This is a genomic window from Frankia sp. CgJB1, assembly GCF_977947065.1.
Genome location: NZ_CDWTNB010000228.1, coordinates 1 through 5,665, shown reverse-complemented (window position 1 = coordinate 5,665; position 5,665 = coordinate 1). Strand labels below are relative to the sequence as shown.

Below are 5,665 nucleotides of genomic sequence, written 5' to 3'. Positions count from 1 at the left end.
GTGCACACCACGTTCATGTCGGTGTCCGCGGTGGAATCCTCGCTGTAGGCCAGGTCGAGCATCGCCTCGCCCTTGACCACGCCGACACTGACCGCACTGACGCTCGTGGTGATCGCGTCGGGCCTGCTGAGCCAGCGGGCGGCGTCGACCAGCGCGACGTAGGCGCCGGTGATCGCGGCGGTGCGCGTGCCGCCGTCGGCGAGCAGCACGTCGCAGTCGATCGCGATGGTGTTCTCGCCGAGGGCCTTCAGGTCGATGCAGGCACGCAGGCTGCGGCCGATCAGCCGGGAGATCTCGTGGGTCCGCCCGGAGATGCGGCCGCGCACGGACTCGCGATCGTTACGGGTGTCGGTGGCCCGCGGAAGCATGGAGTACTCGGCGGTCACCCAGCCCAGGCCGCTGCCCTTGCGCCAGCGCGGGATCCCCGTGGTTACCGAGGCCGCGCACAGCACCCTGGTCCGGCCCGCGCTGACCAGCGCGGATCCCTCCGCATGCTCCTGCCATCCCCGCAGGATCGTCACCTGCCGGAGTTCGTCCGGTCTCCTGCCATCCGCTCGTATCACGCCGCGACACTATCGGCCCAGGGCGACCCGGCCGCGCGCCGAGGTGCGGAGGTGCGGTCCGTCAGAGTTCTCAGAGTTCGTAGACGGTGCCGGGGCTCGCGAGGGTCAGCGGGCCGTCATACACGCCGGCCGCTTCCTCCTCGGAACGGGCGGCGTTCCCCCACGGGACAAGATGCGTGAGCACGAGCTGGCCCACACCGGCTCGCCGGGCGTGCTCGCCGGCCTCCCGGCCGGTCAGATGCAGGTCCGGGGGGTTGTCCTCCTCGTCGAGGAACGACGCCTCGCAGAGGAAGAGATCGCTGTCGGTGGCGAGGCGGACCAGCCGGTCACACGCCCCGGTGTCGCCCGAGTAGGTCAGTACCCGATCGTCGGCGGTGAGGCGGACGCCGTAGGCCTCCACTGGATGGGCCACCCGGGTGAGATCGATCCGGAACGGCCCGATGTGCAGGCAGCCGGCGCCGATGGTCCGGAAGTCGTAGATGTCGGCCAGGCTGTCGTCCGGCCATTTCTCGAACGCTCCGCACAGCCGTTCCTGGGTGTTGATCGGGCCGTAGACCGGGAGCTTGGGCGGCATGCCCTCCGGGTGGTACCGCCGCGCGTAGGAGTTGGCCACCAGGTCCAGGCAGTGGTCGCCGTGCAGGTGGCTGAGCAGCACCGCGTCGATCTCACGCAGGTCGCAGTGCCGTTGTAGCTCACCCATGGACCCGTTGCCCGCGTCGAGGACGAGCCGGAACCCGTCCGACTCGACAAGGTAGGACGAACAGGCCGACGTCGGGCCGGGATACGTGCCCGAACAGCCGAGGATCGTCAGTTTCACCGTGGCACCACCGGGCTCTGCTGGGAGGAGGGTTCCTGGTCCGCCCCGGTTCGGGCGGCCCAGGCGGCTGGAGGCGTGACTGTGGCCCGCGCGGCGGGAACAGGCGGGGACATCGCCGCGACGCCGACGAGTTCGGGGCCGAGGAACCTGCGTCCCACCCGGCTGAACAAGGTTGGATCACCCGTGGTGAGGAACCGGTGCGTGGGCGGCGGAAGGCCCGGATCGCGGAAGAGCCCATGCCGGACGAGTACCCGGTAGGTGTCCTTGGCCGTCTCCTCGGCACTGCTCACCAGAGTGACGCCCTCTCCCATCACGAGGCCGATTACCCCTGTCAGCAGTGGGTAATGTGTACATCCGAGTATCACCGTGTCTACGCCGGCTTCCTGCAATGGTGCGAGGTACGCCTCGGTCAGGCCGAGCAACTGCCGCCCAGAGGTGATACCCCGCTCAACGAAGTCCACGAACGTCGGGCAGGCCACACCGGTCAGCTCCACGCCCGCGGCGGCGGTGAACGCGTCGTCGTAGGCGCGGCTGGCAATCGTCGCCAGCGTGCCGATGACGCCTACCTGCCCGCTGCGGGTCGCCGCGACCGCCCGGCGAGTCGCCGGCATGATCACTTCGATGACCGGTACGTCGTAACGCTCCCGGGCGTCGCGCAGGCAGGCGGCACTTGCCGTGTTGCAGGCGATGACCAGCAGTTTCACGCCCTCGTCCACGAGCCGGTCGAGGGCATCGAGCGCGTAGCGACGCACCTCGGCGATCCGCCGCGGGCCGTAAGGTGCCCGAGCGGTGTCCCCGAGATACACCAGGGGCTCATGCGGGAGCTGGTCCAGAATGGCGCGCGCCACAGTCAGACCGCCCACCCCGCTGTCGAACACCCCGATTGGCGCGCCGCTCATGAGCGATCAGACTAAGCCGGAAACCCGATGCTCACCCTGTGGCTGTTGTCACGGAACCATTGTCCGATCCCGGACAGTCCTCGCGTGTCCGACATAGGATCATCTCGCCCCGCTGAGCTGGGCGCATCGCTGTGCGTCATACCTCGTTGTTTACCCAGGTGAAGGCGTCCGCGTGCCGCGAGGGGCCGGGGTGTGGCCGGTTCGACATCCGGGAATCGTCCCGGTCCGCTGGATCGCCCGATGACCTCCGTCCGGTCCGGAACGCGATCTTTCGTCGATGTATCGCGGGAAACGCGTGGTCCGTCTGTCGATCGTCCACGAGGAGCCGTGCCCGGGTGGGTACGCCATACGGGTACAGGCACGCCAAACGGGGTGTAGGCTAGAACTACCTGTAATCGATCAGTGACTACTAGCTATCGAACAGGTATGTTGAGGACGCGGCTGAGGTGTCCGGGTCGTTCCCATCCGTCCCCGATCCGCGGCACCCCAGTCGCATCCTCGATGTCTCCGGGCCGTCTCCGGGTGCCGATGCGACGCGATTCCCGAGGTCGCCCCGTGCTTCTACGCTGACGTCATGCGGTGGTCTTGCTGCCGTCCAGCCGTGAAGCCATCCAGGGGGAGCGGGGGGCGTCAGCACGTGGCCACATACGGAGGGCCGCGGTCGGGTGGCTCTCCGAGCATGTGAGATCGGCCCATGATGTGAGGACGGATGGTGCAAGCGGGATGCACGTCACCAAACCGTCCTCCTGGCTTGTCGGGTTGACGTCGATCGGGGGCGTCGCTGGCCGTACGGCGATAGGAACATGCCTATGGCCCGGCTCCTCGCGGCGATCTCCACGGGCGTCGCCCTCCTGGTGTGAGGGTTGACGGCGCTTGCCGTCATGCTGCCGCCTGAGTACAGCTATCTGGTCCCGATTGTCATCATCCTCGTCGTCGTGGGGGTCAACATCACTGCCTGGCTTGTGATCCCGCGTGTCGTCGGCTCGGCGTCGGCGTCGGTGTCCGTGCACCGCTCAATACCGGAGAATCGTCCGATGGGTGGCTTGTTCGTGTTCGGTCGTGGTGAGTTCGACTGGGCGAGTTCGGACGCCTCCGATGCCTCCGTCGAGTCCTCGTCGGACAACTGGTCGTCGAGCTGGGACTACGCCGGCGGGGACGGTCCGGACGGCAGCGACGACGAGAGCGGTTTCGACGACGACCGCTGGTATGGTTCCGCGGCCCGCCGTGGCGCGGGTTTCTCGCCGCCCGCTCTTACCGGAGCATCCATGCCCGGCCTGCTGTCCGCCGATACCGGACCGCATCACCGGGCCACGCAGTCCGGCCCGGTGCCGGCGGAGCCAGAGAAGCACCACGACGACAGCCGCCAGCCGTAGTGACGCCCATGCGGGAACCGATCGGCCAAGGGTACAGTCCTCGGCCAGGTACATCCCGTCCGTGCTGCGCTCGTTGAGATCGGTGCAGTGGCGGCCCGGCGCCGTGGATCAGGCGAGCCCGGCGCGTCGGCGGGCCGTCTCGGCCACCGCGGCCCAGTCCTGGTCGGTCTGGCCGTGCGCCAGCGCGTCGACGAAGGCGTCCCGCAGCACGCCGCCGAAAGGCAGCGGAACGTTCCGTTCCAGCCCTGAGGCCAGCGCGAGCTGGACGTCCTTCAACCCGAGCGGGAGACGGAAGTTGACGGGTTCGTAATCCCGGTTTCCGATCATGCGGCCATAGCCGGTAAAGACCGGGCCAGTGAACAGGTTGTCGGTGAGTACTTCGATGAACGTGGCCGGGTTTATCCCGCCGGCCGTCGATGACGGCGCTCGCCTCCGCCATCGTCTCGATGCTGCAGGCGATTAGATAGTTGCCCAGAATCTTCACCAGGTTGGCGTGTTCCGGCGCGTCGCCGACCGTCCAGGTTCGCCGGCCGAGGACGTCGAACAGGGGCTGAACCTCGGCAATCGCGTCCGGATCGCCGCTGGTCACGATGGTGAGGTTGCCGGCGCGGGCGGCGTCGGTCCGGCCGAAGACGGGAGCCGCGAGGTAGCGCAGCCCGTGCTCGGCGTGCTCACGCCGAGCCCGGATCGCCAGCGCGGTGCTGACGGTGGCCATGTTCACATGCAGTGCTCCGGCCGGCGCGGCGGTCAGCACCCGCGGATCGAGCAGACGATCGGTGACGGCCTGGTCGTCCGCCAGCATGCTGAGGACGATTCCGGTGGCGAACGCCTCGGAGATGCTGGCGGGGACCGCACCGGCGGCGGCCAGTTCGGTGACGGGATCCGGTGAGCGGTTCCAGGCCAGCACGGTGTGGCCGGCGTCGATCAGATTGCGCGCCATGGCGCCGCCCATGCCGCCGAGTCCGATGAAACAGATCTTCATGCGTCACCCTCCTGGCCTGGTCGGCGGACGGTCCGCCGACGCGGGTTTCCTGCCCGGCTGGGCTGGGCCAAGCGGCATCAGCGGCTCCGGCCCAGGGCGTGTGAAGAACGGACCGGCAGGTGCCGGGTTCTCAGGCGCCTGTCATCGTAGGAAGCCCGGTGCCCGAGGTCAGTGTGATGAACTCGATACGCGGGGGACCGGTGAGCAGATCCTGCCGCTCGGCGACGAAGTGGTGGATGTGCGGCTGGTCCTCATGATCCTCGAACGCCTCGCGGTCGCGGTAGAGCTCGTAGAAGAGCCGGGCATTGTCGTCGCCGGCCACCCGATGGGTAGTGTAGATCAAGGTCCCGGGTTCGTGGGCGGCGATCAGCGGCACCGTCTCGGCCACCAACGCGTCGAACGCGTCCGCCGTGTCCGGGCGTACCTCGAACCGCACCGTCAGACCGAACATGGATCTCCTCCTCAAGGTATTGCGACAGGGATATGGCGGGGCGCTGTCGCTTTGCGACGTACTGTTACCGCATCCAGGAGATCACTCTAATGGTGGCCTGAGAGCCTGGCCACATCGATGCGGCCTGAGATCGGCTGCCTTGTGCAGCCCGGGACGGGCCATCCGGACCTTGACGGCAGGATGCCGATGTACAGCAGATTCTGTCGATCAAAGCCGATATGAACGTCATGAACGGTACCCGATGGTATTCTCTCAAGGCTGGATCTGGTGATAGTTCCCGCTGGCCGAGGCGACCCGCGTCGCGCTCAGGTCCCCGGCGCCGTGGACCGGGACGTGCCACCCGGCCAGCATAGCGATTCGCGGCAGGCGGGCCACAGCCTGATTTCTTCCATCGACTCGTAGTTCAAATTCGAGAGACTTGTGTTCACTGGCTCGTGAACGGAAATCCCTTGACGGCTGGCCGCTGCACCGCACTCCGACGGGACGTAGGAAAGGTCGGCGCCCTAGTTACTCTGACGATTCACTCCTTCATCGTCTACGGATTTGCATTGAAATAACTTGATTATTCTATGTCGGGTCT

Annotated in this window: 6 protein-coding genes and 1 pseudogene; 1 reads left to right on the top strand and 6 read right to left on the bottom strand. The window is 67.3% G+C overall.

The genetic code is table 11. From position 1 onward, the window contains the following. The 3 genes from rph to murI form a co-directional block, all read right to left on the bottom strand. A partial coding sequence (gene rph, locus AC08OT_RS18770) for a ribonuclease PH (RefSeq protein WP_476603114.1) occupies positions 1-563 on the bottom strand: 563 nt, incomplete at its 3' end. A gap of 70 nt (positions 564-633) precedes the next feature. Continuing rightward, on the bottom strand, positions 634-1,380 hold the full coding sequence (locus AC08OT_RS18765; RefSeq protein ID WP_476594308.1) for an MBL fold metallo-hydrolase: 747 nt from the start codon (positions 1,378-1,380) through the stop codon (positions 634-636). Continuing rightward, complete coding sequence (gene murI, locus AC08OT_RS18760; protein ID WP_476594309.1) at positions 1,377-2,279, bottom strand: glutamate racemase; 903 nt, start codon at positions 2,277-2,279, stop codon at positions 1,377-1,379. The genes AC08OT_RS18765 and murI overlap by 4 nt, the downstream gene beginning before the upstream one ends. Positions 2,280-3,142: 863 nt before the next feature. Here murI and AC08OT_RS18755 point away from each other — a divergent pair. Then, positions 3,143-3,652 carry a hypothetical protein gene (locus AC08OT_RS18755; protein WP_476594310.1) on the top strand — a complete coding sequence of 170 codons (510 nt, stop codon included), beginning with the start codon at positions 3,143-3,145 and terminating at the stop codon, positions 3,650-3,652. 108 nt (positions 3,653-3,760) lie between these two features. Here AC08OT_RS18755 and AC08OT_RS18750 read toward each other — a convergent pair whose 3' ends face one another. The 3 genes and pseudogenes from AC08OT_RS18750 to AC08OT_RS18740 form a co-directional block, all read right to left on the bottom strand. Then, on the bottom strand, positions 3,761-4,015 hold the full coding sequence (locus tag AC08OT_RS18750) for an NAD-binding protein (protein WP_476603115.1): 255 nt from the start codon (positions 4,013-4,015) through the stop codon (positions 3,761-3,763). A gap of 208 nt (positions 4,016-4,223) precedes the next feature. Beyond that, positions 4,224-4,592: pseudogene (locus AC08OT_RS18745) on the bottom strand (NAD(P)-binding domain-containing protein); the annotation flags it as partial. A 172-nt stretch (positions 4,593-4,764) separates the two neighbouring features. Then, positions 4,765-5,085 carry a putative quinol monooxygenase gene (locus AC08OT_RS18740; RefSeq protein WP_476594311.1) on the bottom strand — a complete coding sequence of 107 codons (321 nt, stop codon included), beginning with the start codon at positions 5,083-5,085 and terminating at the stop codon, positions 4,765-4,767. Between the last annotated feature and the right edge of the window lie 580 nt (positions 5,086-5,665).